16 protein-coding genes and 10 pseudogenes are annotated in these 18,362 nt (G+C 64.7%); 14 read left to right on the plus strand and 12 right to left on the minus strand.

Annotated elements, in window-relative coordinates; translation table 11 throughout:
* A pseudogene (locus BLT71_RS00005) lies at positions 1-428 on the minus strand (MFS transporter); the annotation flags it as partial.
* A 31-nt stretch (positions 429-459) separates the two neighbouring features.
* On the opposite strand from BLT71_RS00005, the gene BLT71_RS20620 reads away from it, so the two are divergent.
* The 6 genes and pseudogenes from BLT71_RS20620 to BLT71_RS20965 all read left to right on the plus strand — a co-directional run.
* The gene (locus BLT71_RS20620; protein ID WP_231994390.1) at positions 460-1,002 is read left to right on the plus strand and encodes a hypothetical protein; all 543 of its coding nucleotides are present in this window, start codon (positions 460-462) and stop codon (positions 1,000-1,002) included.
* 75 nt (positions 1,003-1,077) lie between these two features.
* Positions 1,078-2,010: pseudogene (locus BLT71_RS20625) on the plus strand (proton-conducting transporter transmembrane domain-containing protein).
* Positions 2,011-2,540: 530 nt separating this feature from the next.
* Positions 2,541-2,882 (plus strand): annotated as a pseudogene (mbhE, locus tag BLT71_RS20945) (hydrogen gas-evolving membrane-bound hydrogenase subunit E); the annotation flags it as partial.
* 292 nt (positions 2,883-3,174) lie between these two features.
* Positions 3,175-3,446: pseudogene (locus BLT71_RS20635) on the plus strand (MnhB domain-containing protein); the annotation flags it as partial.
* A gap of 178 nt (positions 3,447-3,624) precedes the next feature.
* Positions 3,625-4,251: pseudogene (locus BLT71_RS20950) on the plus strand (Na(+)/H(+) antiporter subunit C).
* A pseudogene (locus tag BLT71_RS20965) lies at positions 4,248-4,560 on the plus strand (Na+/H+ antiporter subunit D); the annotation flags it as partial. The pseudogenes BLT71_RS20950 and BLT71_RS20965, both read left to right, overlap by 4 nt.
* Before the next feature lie 280 nt (positions 4,561-4,840).
* Here BLT71_RS20965 and BLT71_RS20970 read toward each other — a convergent pair.
* From BLT71_RS20970 to BLT71_RS20670, 8 genes and pseudogenes are all read right to left on the minus strand, one after another.
* Positions 4,841-4,990, minus strand: a complete 150-nt coding sequence (locus tag BLT71_RS20970; RefSeq protein ID WP_407681227.1) for a hypothetical protein — start codon at positions 4,988-4,990, stop codon at positions 4,841-4,843.
* 151 nt (positions 4,991-5,141) lie between these two features.
* Complete coding sequence (locus tag BLT71_RS20955; RefSeq protein WP_407681251.1) at positions 5,142-5,498, minus strand: sodium:proton antiporter; 357 nt, start codon at positions 5,496-5,498, stop codon at positions 5,142-5,144.
* A 111-nt stretch (positions 5,499-5,609) separates the two neighbouring features.
* A complete protein-coding gene (locus tag BLT71_RS20860) occupies positions 5,610-5,999 on the minus strand; it encodes an MnhB domain-containing protein (RefSeq protein ID WP_322788318.1) in 390 nt (129 codons plus the stop codon).
* Positions 5,996-6,976 carry a hydrogen gas-evolving membrane-bound hydrogenase subunit E gene (mbhE, locus tag BLT71_RS20865; RefSeq protein WP_269457143.1) on the minus strand — a complete coding sequence of 327 codons (981 nt, stop codon included), beginning with the start codon at positions 6,974-6,976 and terminating at the stop codon, positions 5,996-5,998. Before mbhE (BLT71_RS20865) ends, BLT71_RS20860 begins: the two co-directional genes overlap by 4 nt.
* An 87-nt stretch (positions 6,977-7,063) precedes the next feature.
* On the minus strand, positions 7,064-7,477 hold the full coding sequence (locus BLT71_RS20975; RefSeq protein WP_407681252.1) for a hypothetical protein: 414 nt from the start codon (positions 7,475-7,477) through the stop codon (positions 7,064-7,066).
* Between the two features lie 68 nt (positions 7,478-7,545).
* Positions 7,546-8,020, minus strand: a pseudogene (locus tag BLT71_RS20980) (proton-conducting transporter transmembrane domain-containing protein); the annotation flags it as partial.
* A complete protein-coding gene (locus tag BLT71_RS20880) occupies positions 7,987-8,397 on the minus strand; it encodes a proton-conducting transporter transmembrane domain-containing protein (RefSeq protein WP_269457145.1) in 411 nt (136 codons plus the stop codon). The gene BLT71_RS20880 and the pseudogene BLT71_RS20980, both read right to left, overlap by 34 nt.
* A complete protein-coding gene (locus BLT71_RS20670) occupies positions 8,376-8,612 on the minus strand; it encodes a hypothetical protein (protein WP_231994392.1) in 237 nt (78 codons plus the stop codon). Before BLT71_RS20670 ends, BLT71_RS20880 begins: the two co-directional genes overlap by 22 nt.
* Before the next feature lie 192 nt (positions 8,613-8,804).
* On the opposite strand from BLT71_RS20670, the pseudogene BLT71_RS00035 reads away from it, so the two are divergent.
* From BLT71_RS00035 to BLT71_RS00045, 3 pseudogenes are all read left to right on the plus strand, one after another.
* Positions 8,805-10,227 (plus strand): annotated as a pseudogene (locus BLT71_RS00035) (MFS transporter).
* 8 nt (positions 10,228-10,235) lie between these two features.
* A pseudogene (locus BLT71_RS20960) lies at positions 10,236-10,713 on the plus strand (cation:proton antiporter regulatory subunit).
* A pseudogene (locus BLT71_RS00045) lies at positions 10,682-11,889 on the plus strand (cation:proton antiporter). The pseudogenes BLT71_RS20960 and BLT71_RS00045 overlap by 32 nt, the downstream one beginning before the upstream one ends.
* 28 nt (positions 11,890-11,917) lie before the next feature.
* On the opposite strand, the gene dcd reads toward BLT71_RS00045, so the two are convergent.
* On the minus strand, positions 11,918-12,493 hold the full coding sequence (gene dcd, locus BLT71_RS00050) for a dCTP deaminase (RefSeq protein WP_091716511.1): 576 nt from the start codon (positions 12,491-12,493) through the stop codon (positions 11,918-11,920).
* An 805-nt stretch (positions 12,494-13,298) separates the two neighbouring features.
* Here dcd and BLT71_RS20680 point away from each other — a divergent pair.
* Complete coding sequence (locus BLT71_RS20680) at positions 13,299-13,520, plus strand: CAP domain-containing protein (RefSeq protein WP_231994573.1); 222 nt, start codon at positions 13,299-13,301, stop codon at positions 13,518-13,520.
* A gap of 336 nt (positions 13,521-13,856) precedes the next feature.
* Complete coding sequence (locus BLT71_RS20685; RefSeq protein ID WP_231994393.1) at positions 13,857-14,408, plus strand: FG-GAP repeat domain-containing protein; 552 nt, start codon at positions 13,857-13,859, stop codon at positions 14,406-14,408.
* Positions 14,409-14,493: 85 nt separating this feature from the next.
* On the opposite strand, the gene BLT71_RS00060 is transcribed toward BLT71_RS20685, so the two are convergent.
* Complete coding sequence (locus BLT71_RS00060) at positions 14,494-14,955, minus strand: SRPBCC family protein (protein ID WP_091716514.1); 462 nt, start codon at positions 14,953-14,955, stop codon at positions 14,494-14,496.
* A 384-nt stretch (positions 14,956-15,339) separates the two neighbouring features.
* Here BLT71_RS00060 and BLT71_RS00065 point away from each other — a divergent pair, with 384 nt between their 5' ends.
* The 3 genes from BLT71_RS00065 to BLT71_RS00075 are packed head-to-tail and all read left to right on the plus strand — an operon-like array spanning position 15,340 to position 17,703.
* On the plus strand, positions 15,340-15,720 hold the full coding sequence (locus BLT71_RS00065; protein ID WP_091716516.1) for a hypothetical protein: 381 nt from the start codon (positions 15,340-15,342) through the stop codon (positions 15,718-15,720).
* A 42-nt stretch (positions 15,721-15,762) separates the two neighbouring features.
* Positions 15,763-16,653, plus strand: coding sequence for a hypothetical protein (locus tag BLT71_RS20260; RefSeq protein ID WP_157693399.1), 891 nt, complete (start codon positions 15,763-15,765; stop codon positions 16,651-16,653).
* Positions 16,654-16,659: 6 nt separating this feature from the next.
* A complete protein-coding gene (locus BLT71_RS00075) occupies positions 16,660-17,703 on the plus strand; it encodes an ImmA/IrrE family metallo-endopeptidase (RefSeq protein ID WP_091716520.1) in 1,044 nt (347 codons plus the stop codon).
* Between the two features lie 85 nt (positions 17,704-17,788).
* Here BLT71_RS00075 and BLT71_RS00080 read toward each other — a convergent pair whose 3' ends face one another.
* A complete protein-coding gene (locus tag BLT71_RS00080) occupies positions 17,789-18,334 on the minus strand; it encodes a hypothetical protein (RefSeq protein ID WP_091716521.1) in 546 nt (181 codons plus the stop codon).
* Between the last annotated feature and the right edge of the window lie 28 nt (positions 18,335-18,362).

An 18,362-nucleotide genomic window follows, 5' to 3' on the forward strand; every position in this document is an offset into this window, starting at 1 on the left:
CCCGGCGAATTCGAAGAACACGTTGCCCAGGGCGATCAGGGTGACGCCAGCAGCAGGAATTCCGGCTGCGGGAAGACGAAGAAGCACAGCGCGGTGAGGACGGCGACGGCGGCCGTGTTGACTCCCAGCCACAGCTTCCGCCGGCCGCCGGCGTCGGAGCGCTGCCCGGTCACGGGGGCCAGCAGCGCGATGGCGAGGCCCGCCACGGCGAGGGCGCCGCCGAGGACAGCCGAGGCTTCGTCCTTGCCGCCGAAAGCGTTGGACGTCAGGTAGACGGTGAACACGAAGGTGGTCATCACAGCGTTGAAGGCCGCCGAACCCCAGTCCCAGGACGCCCAGGCCAGGATCCGGCCCTTACTGGAGACCTGGTTGCCGGATGCTAGTTCCGAGGACGGCTGCATGGCCCGGGGAGCGCTGGCGCTGTTCATAGCTGCATCGTATCCGCCGAGGGCGAACAGGATGCGGACCGAAGCCCTGACTGGCGCGAATGACGCGCGGCGGCCGGGAAACCGCGACGGGTCAGGCGCCCGGCTTGATAAACTGTGGATTCCCGAACCCGACATTTTGCCGCCTGCTCCAACTTTTGACAATCGAATTCCTGACGTTGCGGAGATACCAGTGATCACAGTCCTTGCCGTGCACTTTTCGGTGGCTGTGCTGGCGCCGTTGTTCTTCAGGAAGTGGGGCCGCAACGCATTTCTACGCTTTGGCAGCCGTACCCGCTGCTCGTTCGTCTGGCTCCTGTTCCAGTACGGCCCCGTCTATTCGCAACAGGGTGCGGTGGCCGAGGTCATCCCCTGGATTCCCGGCCTCCACCTCGAGTTCGCCTTCCGCATGGACCCGCTGGCCTGGGTGATGTCACTGCTGGTGCTGGTGTTGGTGCCCTGGTGCTGCTTTTACTGCGCCCGGTACTTCAAACGGAAAGACCAGGACCTTCGGCGCGTTCGGCGCGCAACTCCTGGCCTTCGCGGGCGCCATGTTCGGCCTGGTGGTGGCCGATGACCTGCTGCTGCTCTTCATTTCTGGGAACTCACCACCATCCTGTCCTACCTGCTGATCGGCTTTGCCCGGACAAGGCTGGCGGCCCGGCGCTCGGCGCTGCAGGCCCTGATGGTCACCACCGCCGGTGGCCTGGCCATGCTGGTGGGAGTCATCATGCTGGGCCAGACGGCCGGAACCTACCGCATCTCTGCCATCCTCGAACAGGCCCACGTGCTCGCGGAGGGCCCGTCCGGCGCCGTGGTGAGCGCCGCCGTCGTGCTCATCCTGGTGGGCGCCATCACCAAATCCGCGCTGGTTCCCTTCCACTTCTGGCTTCCCGGCGCCATGCCGCCCCCACCCCGGTCAGCGCGTACCTGCACGCCGCCGCCATGGTGAAGGCCGGCATCTACCTGGTGGCAACGGCTGGCGCCCGGATTCGCGGAGACGGCCTACTGGCAACCCGTGGTGCTGGGCCTGGGCCTGGCCACCATGCTGGTGGGCGGCTACCGTGCGCTGCGCCAGACCGACATCAAACTCATCCTCGCCTACGGCACCGTGAGCCAGCTGGGCTTCCTCACCATGGTGGTGGGCCTCGGCACGCCGGACGCCGCGCTGGCCGGCCTGGCAATGCTGCTCGCCCACGGCCTCTTCAAGGCGACGCTCTTCCTGGTGGTCGGCATCATCGACCACCAGTCCGGAACGCGCGATGTCCGGAAGCTTTCGGCGTCTTCAGGTCCTCCCGCGCCCTGGGGATCGTGGCCGGTATCGGTGCCGCGTCCATGGCCGGCATTCCCTTCCTTGCCGGGTTCGTGGCCAAGGAATCCGTGCTGGAAGCGTTCGTCCACCACGCCGGGGACCCTGACGCCGGACCGTGGGGCATGGTGGTCCTGGTGGGCTGGTCGTGGGTTCAGTCCTCACCTTCGCGTACAGCGCGCGCTTCATGTGGGTGCCTTCGCCGTCAAACCCGGCGTGGAGCCCACCCAGTTCAAGGCGTCCGGCCTTCCTTCATCGCAGCACCGGCCATCCTGAGCGTCCTGACCATCGCCTACGGCCTGTGGCCGGCACCGGTTGACACCTGGATCCAGCCGTACGCCGCGCTGTTCGCGTCCACAGCGCCCGACGCCGGAACACCGGCCGAGCAGGCCGGGCACCTCGCGCTGTGGCACGGGCTCACCCCCGCACTTGGCCTGACGACGCTCACCTTTGTCCTCGGCGCTGCGATGTACTTCGGCCGCAACGCCGTGGCCCGGGCGCAGGCGCTGGTGCCGGACTGGGTGGATGCCGACCGCGGCTACCAGCTGACCATCGGTGCGCTGGACGACATCGCCGTATGGATCACCGGCCGGACCCAGCGCGGTTCGCTCTACTTCTACCTCGCCGTCATCCTCACAGTGGCGTTTGCCCTGCCCCTGACCGCGATCCTCTTCGCCGGCAAGCCGCTTCCGGACAATATCTACCTGGTGGATCCGGGCTCTCCGCTGCAGATCGTCGCGGGAATCGGCATCGTGATCGGCGCCCTCGCGGCAGTCAAGGCGAACAAGCGCTTCCTCGCCGTCCTTATGGTGTCGGTTACCGGCTACGGCATCGCCCTGATGTTCGCCCTCCAGGGGGCCCCCGACCTGGCACTGACGCAGATGCTGGTGGAAACCATCATCCTGGTGGCCTTCGTCCTCGGCATGCGCCGCCTCCCTCCCGAACTGCGGGACCGTACCGGCGGCAAATACCGTGTGGTCCGTGTCATCATCGGCGCAGCCTTCGGAGCCACCATGGTGTTCGCGGCCATCTACGCCATGGGCGCCCGCGTGGCCCAGCCCATCTCGCTGCAGTTCCCGCAACTGACCTACGAGGGCGGCGGCGGACTGAACATCGTCAACGTCACGCTGGTGGACATCAGGGCCTGGGACACCTTCGGTGAAATCACGGTGCTGGCACTCGCCGCCACGGGTGTTGCGAGCCTCATCTTCGTCCGCGGCCGCGGTGACCGCCTGCGGGCCTCAAGCCTCGGTGGCGGAAGGAACCGTGGGCCGCTTCCATGGCGTGGACCCGGGTTCCCGGGATGGCGCCGCCCTGGCCATCAGCAGGAAGTTCGCCACGGCCACCCGGGACGCCTGGCTGGTGGCCGGCCGGACGCTGGCCCCGGAACGCCGCTCCATCATCTTCGAAGTGGTCACCCGGTTGGTCTTCCACTCGCTGGTGATCTTCTCGCTCTACCTTCTGTTCGCCGGCCACAACCTGCCCGGCGGCGGCTTCGCCGGCGGCCTGACGGCCGGCCTGGCCCTGACCATCCGCTACCTGGCCGGCGGGCGGTTCGAACTCAGCGAGGCCACTCCCGTCAGCGCCGGTGGCCTGCTGGGCATCGGCCTGGCCACGGCGGCGGCTCCGGTGTTGCCCCGCTGTTCCTGGGCGGCCAGGTGTTCCAGAGCGCCATCATCCAGTTCTGGCTGCCCGTCTTCGGGGACATCAAGTTCGTCACGTCGACCATTTTCGACATCGGCGTGTACATCGTGGTGGTGGCCTGGTGCTGGACGTGCTGCGCAGCCTCGGCGCTGAAGTGGATGAACACATCGAGGAGCGGGGCTCCGAACCCGCAGAGTACGAGGAACCCGAAGACATGCCAGCCGAAACCATCTCAGGAGGCAAGGCATGAGCATCAACCTCGCCCTGCTCCTGGTCATGGGTGCCCTGTATGCCTGCGGCATCTACCTGATCCTGGAACGCAGCCTCACCCGCGTCCTGCTGGGCTCATGCTCCTGGCCAATGCCACCAACCTGCTGATCCTGGCCACCGGCGGCTACTCCGGCCTGGCCCCGCTGTTCTCCAAGGAAACCGCTGCGGGGGACTACAACGATCCGCTGCCGCAGGCGCTGATCCTGACGTCCATCGTGATCTCGTTCGCGGTGACCGCCTTCATGCTCGGCATCATCTACCGGACCTGGGTGCTGGCGCGCGAGGACGAAATCCAGGATGACGTGGAAGACCTCCGCGTCGCCGAAACCCCCAGCTTCGACGCCGAGGACGACGCCGAGATCCCCGCCGAAACGTCCGAATTCCCGCTCACCATGCTGGGCGGCGACGGGCAGGACATCTCAGACCACCGAACGGGGTCAGGCGATGACACGTCCGGCGGACGTGAGGCCGGCGCCCGGGTGCACGGCGGTACCGCCACCGTGGTGGCGGGCGACCGCGAAATACCCACCGAGAACGCGGCCCAGGAAGAAAAAACCCGGCTCACCCAACGTCAAGCCCAGCCCGGAAGGAGGCGGACAGTGAACATCGCCAGTCTGGCCCCGCTCGCCGTCGTACTTCCCATCCTGGGCGCCGCCCTGACCTTCCTGCTGATCCGGCACTCCCGCGCCCAGCGGGCCGTCAGCATCGGACTGCTGTCCCTGACCCTGCTGCTCGAATGCTTCCTGATGGCGGCGGTGTGGGACGGCGGCACCGTGGCCGTCAGCATCGGCGGATGGATTCCGCCATGGGGCATCGTGCTGGTGGTGGACCAGTTCTCGTCACTGATGCTGGCTGGTTTCCTCCCGCCGTCGAGCCTCTGGCGGTACCTCGTCCTACGCCACGGGCCAGGGCCACTGGCCGACCGGCCGCGATCACAAGGACACCCCCGGCCACCAGGATCACGGTAGGTGGGGTTGGAAAGATGCGAATAACCCGGTGCGTCCTTGTCCGCCGTTCGGCCATGCCCTGGCCCGTGGCGTAGACGCAGGAACCGGCGAGGCTCACGGCGGAGAGGAAACCACCAGCACTCAGTGACGAGAACCTGGTCCACCACCAGCACGATGCCCCCATGGCGGAATCCATCCGCCGATGCTCGACGGCCACGGTGCCGCCGTCCCACCACCGCCGCCCATCAGGAAGCATTCGAGCAGCAGGGTCCAGGGACAGCCAGTCCGATGCTGACGGCCCGCTGGGCGCGGGAGTGCCGGATCAGCAGGAAGGTCAGGGCGGCGCCCAGGATGGGAAGTACGACGGCGAGCGGGGCCAGACTGGCGATGTTCACTGTCCGCCCTCCTTCCGGGCTGGGCTTGACGTTGGGTGAGCCGGTTTTTCTTCCTGGGCCGCGTTCTCCGGTGGGTATTTCGCGGTCGCCCGCCACCACGGTGGCGGTACCGCCGTGCACCCGGGCGCCGGCCTCACGTCCGCCGGACGTGTCATCGCCTGACCCGTTCGGTGGTCTGAGATGTCCTGCCCGTCGCCGCCCAGCATGGTGAGCGGGAATTCGGACGTTTCGGCGGGATCTCGGCGTCGTCCTCGGCGTCGAAGCTGGGGGTTTCGGCGACGCGGAGGTCTTCCACGTCATCCTGGATTTCGTCCTCGCGCGCCAGCACCCAGGTCCGGTAGATGATGCCGAGCATGAAGGCGGTCACCGCGAACGAGATCACGATGGACGTCAGGATCAGCGCCTGCGGCAGCGGATCGTTGTAGTCCCCCGCAGCGGTTTCCTTGGAGAACAGCGGGGCCAGGCCGGAGTAGCCGCCGGTGGCCAGGATCAGCAGGTTGGTGGCAATTGGCCAGGAGCATGAGCCCCAGCAGGACGCGGGTGAGGCTGCGTTCCAGGATCAGGTAGATGCCGCAGGCATACAGGGCACCCATGACCAGGAGCAGGGCGAGGTTGATGCTCATGCCTTGCCTCCTGAGATGGTTTCGGCTGGCATGTCTTCGGGTTCCTCGTACTCTGCGGGTTCGGAGCCCCGCTCCTCGATGTGTTCATCCACTTCAGCGCCGAGGCTGCGCAGCACGTCCAGCACCAGGCCCACCACCACGATGTACACGCCGATGTCGAAAATGGTCGACGTGACGAACTTGATGTCCCCGAAGACGGGCAGCCAGAACTGGATGATGGCGCTCTGGAACACCTGGCCGCCCAGGAACAGCGGGGCAACACCGGAGCCCGCCGCCGTGGCCAGGCCGATGCCCAGCAGGCCACCGGCGCTGACGGGAGTGGCCTCGCTGAGTTCGAACCGCCCGCCGGCCAGGTAGCGGATGGTCAGGGCCAGGCCGGCCGTCAGGCCGCCGGCGAAGCCGCGCCGGGCAGGTTGTGGCCGGCGAACAGAAGGTAGAGCGAGAAGATCACCAGCGAGTGGAAGACCAACCGGGTGACCACTTCGAAGATGATGGAGCGGCGTTCCGGGGCCAGCGTCCGGCCGGCCACCAGCCAGGCGTCCCGGGTGGCCGTGGCGAACTTCCTGCTGATGGCCAGGGCGGCGCCATCCCGGGAACCCGGGTCCACGCCATGGAAGCGGCCCACGGTTCCTTCCGCCACCGAGGCTGAGGCCCGCAGGCGGTCACCGCGGCCGCGGACGAAGATGAGGCTCGCAACACCCGTGGCGGCGAGTGCCAGCACCGTGATTTCACCGAAGGTGTCCCAGGCCCTGATGTCCACCAGCGTGACGTTGACGATGTTCAGTCCGCCGCCGCCCTCGTAGGTCAGTTGCGGGAACTGCAGCGAGATGGGCTGGGCCACGCGGGCGCCCATGGCGTAGATGGCCGCGAACACCATGGTGGCTCCGAAGGCTGCGCCGATGATGACACGGACCACACGGTATTTGCCGCCGGTACGGTCCCGCAGTTCGGGAGGGAGGCGGCGCATGCCGAGGACGAAGGCCACCAGGATGATGGTTTCCACCAGCATCTGCGTCAGTGCCAGGTCGGGGGCCCCCTGGAGGGCGAACATCAGGGCGATGCCGTAGCCGGTAACCGACACCATAAGGACGGCGAGGAAGCGCTTGTTCGCCTTGACTGCCGCGAGGGCGCCGATCACGATGCCGATTCCCGCGACGATCTGCAGCGGAGAGCCCGGATCCACCAGGTAGATATTGTCCGGAAGCGGCTTGCCGGCGAAGAGGATCGCGGTCAGGGGCAGGGCAAACGCCACTGTGAGGATGACGGCGAGGTAGAAGTAGAGCGAACCGCGCTGGGTCCGGCCGGTGATCCATACGGCGATGTCGTCCAGCGCACGATGGTCAGCTGGTAGCGCGGTCGGCATCCACCCAGTCCGGCACCAGCGCCTGCGCCCGGGCCACGGCGTTGCGGCCGAAGTACATCGCAGCGCCGAGGACAAAGGTGAGCGTCGTCAGGCCAAGTGCGGGGGTGAGCCCGTGCCACAGCGCGAGTGCCCGGCCTGCTCGGCCGGTGTTCCGGCGTCGGGCGCTGTGGACGCGAACAGCGCGGCGTACGGCTGGATCCAGGTGTCAACCGGTGCCGGCCACAGGCCGTAGGCGATGGTCAGGACGCTCAGGATGGCCGGTGCTGCGATGAAGGAAGGCCGGACGGCCTTGAACTGGGTGGGCTCCACGCCGGGTTTGACGGCGAAGGCACCCCACATGAAGCGCGCGCTGTACGCGAAGGTGAGGACTGAACCCACGACCAGCCCCACCAGGACCACCATGCCCCACGGTCCGGCGTCAGGGTCCCCGGCGTGGTGGACGAACGCTTCCAGCACGGATTCCTTGGCCACGAACCCGGCAAGGAAGGGAATGCCGGCCATGGACGCGCACCGATACCGGCCACGATCCCCAGGGCGCGGGAGGACCTGAAGACGCCCGAAAGCTTCCGGACATCGCGCGTTCCGGACTGGTGGTCGATGATGCCGACCACCAGGAAGAGCGTCGCCTTGAAGAGGCCGTGGGCGAGCAGCATTGCCAGGCCGGCCAGCGCGGCGTCCGGCGTGCCGAGGCCCACCACCATGGTGAGGAAGCCAGCTGGCTCACGGTGCCGTAGGCGAGGATGAGTTTGATGTCGGTCTGGCGCAGCGCACGGTAGCCGCCCACCAGCATGGTGGCCAGGCCCAGCCAGCACCACGGGTTGCCAGTAGGCCGTCTCCGCGAATCCGGCGCCAGCCGTGCCACCAGGTAGATGCCGGCCTTCACCATGGCGGCGGCGTGCAGGTACGCGCTGACCGGGGTGGGGCGGCCATGGCGCCGGGAAGCCAGAAGTGGAAGGGAACCAGCGCGGATTTGGTGATGGCGCCCACCAGGATGAGCACGACGGCGGCGCTCACCACGGCGCCGGACGGGCCCTCCGCGAGCACGTGGCCTGTTCGAGGATGGCAGAGATGCGGTAGGTTCCGGCCGTCTGGCCCAGCATGATGACTCCCACCAGCATGGCCAGGCCACCGGCGGTGGTGACCATCAGGGCCTGCAGCGCCGAGCGCCGGGCCGCCAGCCTTGTCCGGGCAAAGCCGATCAGCAGGTAGGACAGGATGGTGGTGAGTTCCCAGAAAATGAAGAGCAGCAGCAGGTCATCGGCCACCACCAGGCCGAACATGGCGCCCGCGAAGGCCAGGAGTTGCGCGCCGAACGCGCCGAGGTCCTGGTCTTTCCGTTTGAAGTACCGGGCGCAGTAAAGCAGCACCAGGGCACCAACACCCAGCACCAGCAGTGACATCACCCAGGCCAGCGGGTCCATGCGGAAGGCGAACTCGAGGTGGAGGCCGGGAATCCAGGGATGACCTCGGCCACCGCACCCTGTTGCGAATAGACGGGGCCGTACTGGAACAGGAGCCAGACGAACGAGGCAGCGGGTACGGCTGCCAAAGCGTAGAATGCGTTGCGGCCCCACTTCCTGAAGAACAACGGCGCCAGCACAGCCACCGAAAAGTGCACGGCAAGGACTGTGATCACTGGTATCTCCGCAACGTCAGGAATTCGATTGTCAAAAGTTGGAGCAGGCGGCAAAATGTCGGGTTCGGGAATCCACAGTTTATCAAGCCCGGGCGCCTGACCCGTCGCGGTTTCCCGGCCGCCGCGCGTCATTCCGCGCCAGTCAGGGCTTCGGTCCGCATCCTGTTCGCCCTCGGCGGATACGATGCAGCTATGAACAGCGCCAGCGCTCCCCGGGCCATGCAGCCGTCCTCGGAACTAGCATCCGGCAACCAGGTCTCCAGTAAGGGCCGGATCCTGGCCTGGCGTCCTGGGACTGGGGTTCGGCGGCCTTCAACGCTGTGATGACCACCTTCGTGTTCACCGTCTACCTGACGTCCAACGCTTTCGGCGGCAAGGACGAAGCCTCGGCTGTCCTCGGCGGCGCCCTCGCCGTGGCGGGCCTCGCCATCGCGCTGCTGGCCCCGTGACCGGGCAGCGCTCCGACGCCGGCGGCCGGCGGAAGCTGTGGCTGGGAGTCAACACGGCCGCCGTCGCCGTCCTCACCGCGCTGTGCTTCTTCGTCTTCCCGCAGCCGGAATTCCTGCTGCTGGGCGTCACCCTGATCGCCCTGGGCAACGTGTTCTTCGAATTCGCCGGGGTCAACTACAACGCCATGCTGGCCCAGATTTCCACCCCCCGGAACATCGGAAAGGTCAGCGGCATCGGCTGGGGCGCCGGGTACCTGGGCGGCATCGTGGCACTGCTGATCGTGCTGCAGCTGTTCGTCCAGCCCAGCTTCGACTGGTTCGGCGCGTCCACCCAGGACAGCCTGAACATCCGGCTGGTGGCCGTGTTCTCGGCCCTGTGGTTCTTCATTTTTGCCCTGCCGGTCCTGTTCGCCGTCCCGGAACTGCCCGGGCCGGCCAGGCAGCCCGCCTCGGCATCGTGGCCAGCTACCGGCTGCTCTTCCGCCGGATCCGCGCCATCTATGCCACCAGCCCGCACACCATCTACTTCCTGCTGGCCAGCGCCGTGTTCCGTGACGGGCTGGCCGCAGTGTTCACCTTCGGCGGCATCATCGCCGCGGGCACCTTCGGGTTCGAGCTGTCACAGGTCATCTTCTTCGCCATCTTCGGCAATGTGGTGGCGGCAGTCGGAGCCATCCTCGGCGGATTCCTGGACGACAGGGTGGGCCCGAAGGCCGTCATCATCGGCTCACTCGCGGCCTGCTGGTGCAGGCACCGTGATCCTGGTACTGGGTAATGGCGACTATTCCTTCTTCGGCATGGAGTGGGCCGGAAGCACCACGTTCTGGGTGTTCGGCCTGTTCCTCTGCCTGTTCGTGGGCCGGCGCAGTCGTCATCGCGCGCGTACCTCGCCCGGCTCGCACCGCACGGGGAGTCCGGCGAACTGTTCGGTCTCTACGCCACCACCGGCCGGCCGTGAGCTTCCTGGCACCGGCCCTCTTCACGCTGTGCATCACGGTGGCAACCCTCTGGTAGCCGCCGGAGAGGCTCAGCGCTGGGCATCCTGGGCATCAATGGTGGTCCTGCTCGCCGGGCTGCTGGTCCTGCTGCCGGTGAAGTCGCCGGACAAGGCTCCCATCGCCGTCGTCCCTCCGCCTGACCCACCACGCAACGCTCCGGAAGACTAGGCTTAACCATGAACGTGGACGAAACGAATCTTCCCGGCCTCGGCCGCCGGAAGGACTTCATGACAGCTTCCGGACGCCGGATCGGCGTGGTGGAGCTGAGGGAAGCCAGACGAGCTCATCGTCTCCACGTGGGACGATCCCGATACCTGCCAGGCTTCCATTCGCTGACCAGCGATGAAGCCGCCACCCTGGGCAACCTGCTGGGCGGCCAGCACCTCGCCATGAAGCTGACGGAGGAGCACAAGGACGTCCCGGGCATCGTCACCGGCAGTTCTCCATCGCCCCGGAGTCCCCGTTCCAGAACCAGCCCATGGGCAAGGCGTGCATCCGTACCCGGTGCGGCGTCTCCATCGTGGCCATCATGCGCGAAGGCGAGGTCCTGCCCTCGCCCGGACCCGACGTGATCCTGCATACCGGTGACCTGCTGGTTGCTGTCGGAACCCTGAAAGGCTCGATTCGGCGGCCGACATCCTGCGCCACGGCTGACCCCTATGGACCCGCTGGCCTGACCCTCATCGAACTGGGGGCCGTTGTGTTCTGCCTTGGCCTGTTGGCCAGGCTGGCCGACGGATAGGAATGTCACCCATCCCGCTCTACCTGCTGGGCGGCTCGCTTTCGGCGCCGGTGGCGTGGTGAAGCTCGAAGGCATGCACGAGTTCGCACACCTTTTCCGGCGAGATCGGCGTCATTCTGCTCCTGCTCATGCTCGGACTGGAATATACGGCGGCGGAGCTGTTCACCGGCCTGCGGCGGTCGTGGCAGGCCGGCGTGCTGACCTCGTGCTCAACTTCCTTCCGGGAGCGGCACTGGCCCTGCTCCTCGGCTGGGGCGGTGTGGGGGCCATGGTGATGGGCGGCGTCACCTACATTTCCTCGTCCGGAATCGCCGCAAAGGTCATCACGGACCTGGGCCGGCTGGGCAACCGTGAAACACCGGTGGTGCTGTCCATCCTGGTGTTCGAAGACCTGGCCATGGCCGTCTACCTGCCCATCCTTACTGCCACCCTCGCGGGCGTCAGTTTCCTGGGCGGGCTGACTACCGTGGCCATTGCGTTGGCCGTGGTCACTGCGGTGCTCATGGTGGCGCTGCGGCACGGCCACCATGTGTCCAAGGCCGTGCACAGCGAAAACTCGGAGGTGTTCCTGCTCAACGTGCTGGGCGCTGCGCTGCTGGTGGCCGGCCTGGCTTCTGCCATGCAGGTCTCCGCAGCGGTGGGCGCCTTCATGCTCGGCATCGCCATCTCCGGCGCCACCGCCCCAAACGCCACCCGCATCCTCGAACCGCTGCGGGACCTGTTCGCCGCCATCTTCTTCGGGGGCTGAACACCGACCCCACATCCATTCCGCCGGTACTGGGCTGGGCCCTGGTGCTGGCGGTGCTCACTGCCGGAACCAAGATGGCTACCGGAATCTGGGCAGCCAAACGCGAAGGGATTGCCAGGCCAGGACGCTTCCGTGCCGGTGCAACACTCATCGCCCGCGGCGAGTTCTCGATCGTGATCGCCGGGCTGGCCGTCGCCTCAGGCGCCGTACCGCCCAACCTCGCCGCCTGGCCACCGCCTACGTCCTGCTGATGGCTGTCATCGGCCCGCTGGCCGCGCGCTTCGTGGAACCCCTGGTCAAGGCATCGACGCGGAGGCGGCAGGTCCCGGCGCAGGCGTAGGCGAAATCGGTACGGAGTGCCGGTTGCGCTAGATGCGGGTGCGGTGGAAGTTCAGGTGGCTCCGGCTGGCGGTCGGGCCGCGCTGGCCCTGGTAACGGTTGCCGTACTCACCCTGGCCGTAGGGGTACTCCGCCGCGGAGCTTAGGCGGAAGAAGCAGAGCTGGCCGATCTTCATACCGGGCCACAGCTTGATGGGCAGCGTGGCCATGTTGGACAGTTCCAGCGTGACGTGGCCTGAAAAGCCGGGGTCAATGAAGCCTGCGGTGGAGTGCGTCAGGAGCCCCAAGCGGCCCAGCGAGGACTTGCCTTCCAGCCGGGCGGCGATGTCATCCGGGAGGGTGACGGTCTCGTAGGTGGAGCCCAGGACGAACTCGCCCGGGTGCAGGATGAAGGCCTCGTCCTGCTCAACCTCCACCAGCCGCGTCAGCTCCGGCTGCTCCTGCGCAGGATCGATGTGGGCGTACTTGTGGTTGTCGAAAAGCCTGAAGAACTTATCGATCCGGACGTCCACCGACGACGGCTGCACCATCGCGGGCTCGAACGGTTCCAGCACGATCCGCTGGGAGTCTATTTCGGCACGAATATCGCGGTCTGAGATCAGCACCGTCCCAAATTACCGTATGGGATATCCACAGCCACATTCTTTCGTTGTTGCTGTTGTCCAGTGGGGCTAATGTTGCCTCAGATACACAGGCGCCGGATGGTCTCCCGGATGGCCCAACAGAGCTGGGGATGTTGTGAATAAATTAGTCGCGCCCTCTTTTATTGGCGTGCTCTGCGCGCTGGTGCTCGCCTCCTCGACGGCGGGGCCAGCCCGCTGCCATTGGATGCCGGCCAGCACGTGGCGGCCTCAGGACCGTCACGCGTGTCGCTGGGGGAGGCCACCGGGAACGGCGGCGGCTCCAGCACGGTGAACAGCACCACCGGCACCGCCCTCACCCCGGCTGTTGATCCGGACATCCGGGTGGCCTCGCCCACCGCGCCGCTGGACGTGGCACCGCCTACAGCTCCTGCGGCCGCCGCGGTGGGACCGGCGCTGGACATCAGGCCGGTCCAGGAACCGTCCCCGCGCCATCAGCCGATCCCACCGGCGCTTCGGGTCCCGCCACTGCGCTGCCCGCTGCCGGGGTCCCGTCCATACCCCCGCTGTGGGCACCTGACGCCGATCTGGCCTCCCCGCCGCCGGCAACATCCGGGCCCACTACTTCCGGGCCGGCAACGTCCGAATCACTGGCAGCGCCCCCGGCCACGGAGGCACTGGTCAAGGACAACAACTCCGCAGCGATCCTCACCGTCTTCACCAAGATCAACGAGTACCGGGCGTCCAAGGGCTTGAATCCGGTGAAATACAACCCCACTGTGGCCGGCCTCTCCAGGAGTGGTCGGACAGCATTGCCTCCCGCGAGGTCATTGAGCACCGCGCCAACTTCTGGACAGATCCGCGCGCCATGAACCCCAACAACGGCGCAGGCGAGGTCATCGCCATCCGGACAGACAGGGATGCCGCCCAGCTGGTGGAGTGGTGGAAGGGCTCCCCGGGGCACAACGCCATGCTCATTGACCCCCGGTTCAACGTCATGGGTGCAGGCATCTCGTACACCAACTCCACCTACCAGATCTGGGTGTGGTGAACTTCTTCGGCTACACCACACTCCCGGCCGGCACCGTGGACTCACCCGGCGGGTCCGGCGGGTCCTCAGGGGGAGGCTCCGCTTTCCCAGCACCGGCACCCACCTTGTGCGATGCCACGGGGCGGCACATGCCTCCCACGCTGGACCTGCGTGCCGCGGCCATCACGGGGCCGGCGACCTTGTGTCCGTCAATTCTTCGGGCCAGCTGCTTAACAGGGCCTCAACAGGTGTCCGCACGTACGGCGCCGCCAAGGTCATCGGTTTCAGGCTTCACCGGGGCGAAGGAAGTCTTCGTCACCGATTGGGACCGGACGGCGCCTACGATCTCGTGACCCAGTGGACCAACGGGGACCTCACCCTGCACCGCGCATCGCCACCGGAGGGTTCCAGGCAGCAATCACCCTGGGGTCCGGCGGCTGGCAGTCCCTCACCCTTGCGGTGGGCGGCTGGTGCGCCAACAACAGGATGCCGCAGATCCTGGCCCTGGACAGCAGCGGGAACCTATTCCTGTACCCCAACAAGGGCACCACAGACCTCTCGGCAAGGGCATTGATCACAAGCGGCGTTAACGCGTCCCGCCTCGCGATGGTGGACTACGACGCAGACGGCTTCCAGGATGTCCTCGCCCTCCGCGCTGATGGCGCGGTACAGCTCTACCGGGGCTGGGGAACCACCACCCTCCGTGCCGAGGCGCGGCCTACGGTGGCCACCGGCTGGCAGGATGTCACAGGCATCAGGGCACTGAAGAACGTCACCGGCCTGAACTCCACCGGTATCGCGCTCCGCAGGGCTTCCGATGTTGTGCAGTACTGGGACCTCTCGGGCGGAAGCCTGGCGTCGCCGTCGAACATTGCAGGGCCCTGGACCGGCCAGCGGCTGGCGCAGTAAGCACCAAACCGTAAGTACCAGGGCAGAAGGCGGAGAACCCTCACTGGGCCGGCGGCGGAAGCTGGTGGGCCGGGACGTCGCCTGGCTAGCTGACGGTCTGCAGCTCCAGTACGTCCTTGAGCCGGTCCAGCTGGGATACCTCGGCGCGGACCCGTCGCTGGGCGATCTTATTCAGGAGGCCGAACCGGTCAAGGAAGGAGAACGAGCCTTCCGGCCGGGCTTCGAGCGCGTAGCGGAGCCGGGTGCCGTCGTTCTCGGTGCTGAGGTAGTAGCCGCCCGAACGGTTCGACGGGCCGGAGGTCACCCGGAACTGGATTTCGGCGCCGGGCCTGGCCTGGGTGATTTCCAGCTCGGCCGGAATGCTGAGCCCGGACCGCCCCGCCACCATCTTGCGGTACACGGCGCCTTTGGTGCCGGCAGAGCCCTGCACCAGCTTCACGCTCCGGACAGCTTCGCGCCACGTGGGCAAGTTGGTGGCGTCCAGCAGGTACAGGTACACGGCCATGGCGTCACGCCGGATGAGGACCTCGTGTTCTGCGGATGCCATGGGGATCTTTCTGTGGTTGACGCCGGCATGCTGCCCGGACCGCCTCCCCCTGGCGCCACAGCATTCCGGTTCAGGTTAGCCAGCCCGCCGGGTGCCAACCTAGCCAGATGCGGCGACGTTATTGAAGAGTTACTGGATGACGTGCCGGACCTGGGACACGGCTGGAACTGCCGGCACCGTGGCCGGACCGCCGTTCCATCTGCGCTAAGCTAAGTTCTGCCCCGCAGATGCGGCGGCAACGCGGCTGGGACTGGTCAATAATCCCCACAGACGCTAGAAGACGCAGTAGGCAAAATGCCCCAGAAACGCGTAATGCCCGTTTTGGGAACGCACTGCCAGACTCACACAGAAAATCATGTCGGTGTTAGGCGCTATCTTTGAAACATGGCTAAGAAACCGAACCCCGAGGTATGCGATATATACGTCGCTGACCCCACGGAGATCAACGTTCGGGACGATCACAAAGAGAAGATCACCCGTCGATACGGAATTGCGGAAGCTTCAAAGAAGTCCTTTACCGTGCAAGCTATTGGACGCACCACGGACGAACCACGGGCTGACGAGAAGATTGATCCCGTTCATTCCCCAAGAAATGATGACATTGGGTTGACTAAGGAAGGGTGGTGGATCGTTCGGTACCGCTGCACGATCGGAAAGGCACTCTTCAAAGAGGATGTTCTGGACCACAGAGGTGAGCTTCTCGCTCCAGAGTCGGACGCATTCAATGACCTTTGGCACAAGAACTCTGTTCTCGGCTACTACTGATACACTGATCTACTGCCCACTTCACAGATCGGCACGCCTGCATTGAAACTCCTTGATCGCAGCCAGCTTCCCAGCGAGGCTGTCCGAATTATCGACGGCGGCACCCCCGCCGCACCAAAAGCTGGTGACGTGTGGGTGCTGGCAGATGAGATTCAAGACCTTGCTCTAGGTCTAATTACGCGTGTCCATGATTCCTTCGTGTCTATCCTTCCGATCACCTGCGATGCCGCCGAAGCTAGAGAGCCTGCTTCCATCGTTCGCGCCGCACAGTCGCCCATAAATGCAGACATTGCAGTCTGGTCGCCTGCACCGACAGGGATCGGCATGCACCTTCTGGACCGTCGTATCGGGAACCTCTGCTCTGAAAGCGCAGCACTGAGACTGGAACGATCAGCTTTCGACGACGACGTGGACAGCCCTTTTGAAATGGGCGCTGAAATGGAATCCGATGACACGACCCCATTCATCGACTTTTTGTTGAGCAGCTTTCGCAAGTTTTGCTTTGATTCGTGGCCGTCTGCCACGGCTGGAGAGGCGGTATTCAAGACAGAAGCTCTCATGGAAGCTGAAATGACCGCCAAGAAGATTCGTGAAAATTTGAACATTCCTGAACGCGGGGACGCTGCCGACCTCTTTCGCGGCGATGCGTTGCCGACTTCTGCACAGATATCCGTAATGCGCGAGATCACTGGTCTCACTGATTCCCAACTCCTTCGTCCGGTCAGCTCTGAAGTAGTAACCGAGTTGATGCAACCAACCCAGCGGGACAAAATCGTAAGCTTGGCAGAGCGCAGGGCGTTGAAGCAGCGTGATGCAAGAAACTTACTCATGCAGAATGCATTGATCGCAGCTCGCAGTTCCAAAGCTGGCGATGAACGACAAGCGGCGCAAAACCGCATCGACGAAGCGTATTCGCGTCTGATGCAGGAGTAGCTGGCAATGCTTACAACTCTTACTGATTACCGACTTTGGGCACTGCCCCGCAACTACGTGAAAATTGCCGACGCCATGATCCAAGAAATACTGGATTCCGGTGCGGTTTTTGAAGACATTGCGGACGCCCCTGTGGAGTATGTTGAATCGCGTGGCGACCTTGACGTTATCTTCCATGAGCTGCGGGGAACCAAGGGATGCAATGTTCAGGCGTGCTATGACCCCTACATCGATCCTCCGGCAATCTTCGTCCACCTAAGCGGAAACACCGGGCGCGACAACTTCAGCGTGTTGCATGAACTTGCCCACCATCAACAACGAGTTGGCGACGCTTGGTCCGATATCACTGAAGACATCACCGATCGAGCCTTCATAAAGGAACTTCGCGAGAAGGTCGCCAACAGTTTCGCGTCCAGACTTCTACTTCATGAGGATTTGATCGAGTCCGCGTTCGGTTCAGGACCTGTAACCGCCGCTGGGGTGAGATGGTTGTTCGATAACTCGGCAGCATCCATGCAGGCATGTCTCTATCGATCCCTTGAACTTGAAGGCAATAGGGTTGTCATGCAGACAGACTCTGACGGCAGGCTTTTCTTCAGCGCGGCAAATAGCGATGAACTATTCCCACCCCACAAGGATAAAACTCAGGAAGAGATTGCTCGCTCCTTCGAGCGTCTACAGGCTAGCGAGGACGGAAGCTTAGTTGTTCGTGGCGGGTACGGTATCCAGCACCTCAGCGGAAAGAGCTACACCAACGTTGTACTCGACATGGTTCTGTGCGACGGGTGCGTTCTCGTGATTGCCACCAAGGGACGCAGCGAGTACTTCGCCTTCAGTGACGACGGCGAGTACTACCAAGGCTCCGTCTGCCATGACAGCTTCCTGATTAAGGACTCTCCCGGTAGGTGTTCTACCTGTAACGAGCCGAAATGCTCGAAGTGTAAAGCCTGTGGATGCCCTGACAAGCAGCCTCCGCCATGCACCCGATGCTTCATGCTTTTGTCCGTTAATGACGTGCGTGCAGGGCGGACCGCACACGAAGATTGTTGAGGCAACGAAAATTGCCGCTGATACCGTGGTTCCCCAGCCAGACAATCGACAGAGACGCCATTGGTATTAAGACCACGGGAAACGCTTAGTAAAGCGCCGTATCCCATTTCAAAGCGCCCGCTGCGTGCCGTACCCCTCCTTCGCTCATGCTGCTGCCGCTGAAGTAGGACGTATTCCACTGCGGGACTTCTTCAGTTTCGGAAAACTCGCGATACCAGAGAGACAAGAACGTTCCCACGTTAGTGGCAGGAATGTTCAGCACGATTCTGCTGCCTCTACGGAAGATCGCCACGGGCGCACCTGCCGGGTTTTGAAACTCCACGGTGGAACCGCCGCAGTGAGGCGTAGCCTCCGCCATGACTACAACTGCCGGATCATAATGGTTACGCTCCAACAGCCAATAGTTCCCTTCCAGCTTCGTGAGGGACCAAGGCTCTTCACGCCCTACCTGTTTCCAGTCCTTGATCGCTACATCTAGAGCTTCAGTTGAGATTGCGTGGCTTGCCTCCGCTACCTTTTTGCTCTCTACTGCAACCTGTTTGCTTTCCTTCGAAACCTTGTAGGTGAGCCATGCGACGACGATCGTAAGAAGCGCGATTACCGCCGTAGCGATCGTTATGACTTCAGTCATACACTGGTCCTGTTCTCATGTCATTGGA

This window comes from Pseudarthrobacter equi (genome assembly GCF_900105535.1).
Lineage (GTDB): Bacteria > Actinomycetota > Actinomycetes > Actinomycetales > Micrococcaceae > Arthrobacter > Arthrobacter equi.

Bases quoted from the DNA above. Each gene is read 5' to 3' on its own strand.
- BLT71_RS20620 (WP_231994390.1), top strand. From the start codon at position 460: ATGCGGACCGAAGCCCTGACTGGCGCGAATGACGCGCGGCGGCCGGGA.
- mbhE (WP_269457143.1), bottom strand. From the start codon at position 6,976: ATGCCGACCGCGCTACCAGCTGACCATCGTGCGCTGGACGACATCGCC.
- BLT71_RS20975 (WP_407681252.1), bottom strand. From the start codon at position 7,477: ATGGCCGGCATTCCCTTCCTTGCCGGGTTCGTGGCCAAGGAATCCGTG.
- BLT71_RS20880 (WP_269457145.1), bottom strand. From the start codon at position 8,397: ATGGACCCGCTGGCCTGGGTGATGTCACTGCTGGTGCTGGGTGTTGGT.
- BLT71_RS00060 (WP_091716514.1), bottom strand. From the start codon at position 14,955: ATGGCATCCGCAGAACACGAGGTCCTCATCCGGCGTGACGCCATGGCC.
- BLT71_RS00065 (WP_091716516.1), top strand. From the start codon at position 15,340: ATGGCTAAGAAACCGAACCCCGAGGTATGCGATATATACGTCGCTGAC.
- BLT71_RS00075 (WP_091716520.1), top strand. From the start codon at position 16,660: ATGCTTACAACTCTTACTGATTACCGACTTTGGGCACTGCCCCGCAAC.
- BLT71_RS00080 (WP_091716521.1), bottom strand. From the start codon at position 18,334: ATGACTGAAGTCATAACGATCGCTACGGCGGTAATCGCGCTTCTTACG.